Source organism: Sedimentitalea todarodis (assembly GCF_032595355.1).
GTDB lineage: Bacteria > Pseudomonadota > Alphaproteobacteria > Rhodobacterales > Rhodobacteraceae > Sedimentitalea > Sedimentitalea todarodis.
In genome coordinates, this window is record NZ_JASMWN010000079.1 from 1 (window position 1) to 1,426 (window position 1,426).

1 protein-coding gene is annotated in these 1,426 nt (G+C 56.2%); it reads left to right on the forward strand.

Going from position 1 to position 1,426, the window contains the following annotated elements:
• Positions 1-50: 50 nt before the first annotated feature.
• Positions 51-1,426: lytic transglycosylase domain-containing protein (locus QO231_RS26040; RefSeq protein ID WP_316783202.1), on the forward strand; the 1,376-nt coding region annotated here is incomplete at its 3' end.

Below are 1,426 nucleotides of genomic sequence, written 5' to 3' on the forward strand. Positions count from 1 at the left end.
CAAAATTTGGCTCAGTTAGTGGCTGGGCTGTTTTGAAAGAGGACGTATTCATGAAACTAGGCAAGCTTGCTCGTAATTTGCTCAGCAACAGCGCACCAACTCTTTTGGCGGCTCTGGCATTGCCGCCACCCTTCAATGTGATTGCCAGCGGTGTTGTTTCGAGTGCTCTCGAAAAATACGCCCCCGCACCGAAAACCGTCGACGACAGCGGCATCAAGCCTGAACTGGACCCGACCACACTCGAGGGCATTATCGAGCAGAACTCAGAAGTGCCAGATTTTGCCGTGGCGCTGCGCCAGGCGGAAATAGAACTTCAGCGCTATGAGATCGAAACAGGGTTGCGTTTTCAGGAGATTGAGTTGGAAGATCGCAAGCGCGCGAGCGAGTTGCACGTATCGGCCGGTATCGGAGATCAGGCCTTTGATGCGGGGATGAAGCTGGTTTACATTGCGCTTGGTGGCCTCCTGATACTCACCATTGGGCTCCTCCTCATTATCGGCGGCTTATGGTCGCCACCGGTAGATCAGACCGACCTGACAATCGCCGCTTTTGGCGTGATCGGCACTGCGGTCGGATTTGTTAACGGTCTGGCCAATAATGTGGTGTCCTTTTATTGGGGAAGCAGTCAGGGCTCGAAAGACAAATCAAAGGAGATGAGTTCGAATCTCCGCGAACTTGGTAGTCAACTCACGAAAGCTTCCGCACAAGCCGAGGCGCAGCGGGTGCGGCTAGCGCCGCCAGCGTCAGCCTCGCCTACTCCGTCCATTCAGCCTCGTGCGCAGTTGATTTCCCCAGCACAGACCAACGCCACCTCTGAAGCTGCGACACCGGCCGGGTTCGGCATTGAAGATGTTCTCCCATTGCTCACCGAACCACATTCGCATTTCCCCGAAAGCGTCTCTTGGAGGCTCGTGGAGGACGGTATCGCGGTAGAAGGTGCACCGGCTGCACGCACGAACGGTGAACCGAAGACGATCAAGCGCATATGGGAGCAGTTCGGGAGCCATTGTCAGGACTGGGCCCGCAGCTACAGAGTACCAGTAGAGCTGATCGTCGCTACCATCGCGACCGAAACCAATGGAAAACGCGATGCGCGGCGTTTTGAGCCACACCTGAACGAGGAGAGTGTTGGCCTCATGCAGACATTGGTCAGCACCGCGAATTTCGCTCTTGGCCGGGATTCGATAAAGGGCGACGACTTGCTTGACCCATCGCTTTCTATTGAAGCCGGCACGGCCTATATCGCGATGCAACGCAACGAGACTTCGTTCGACCCGCCGTTGGTGGCTGCGGCCTACAATGCGGGTTCAATCCGCAAGGAAGCCGCGCAGGCCAACAGATGGCGGCTTGTCTGCTTTCCCAAAAACACTGGGCGACACGTGACGAAGTTTGTAGAATGGTTCGGTGATGCGATGCGTGTAAGCGC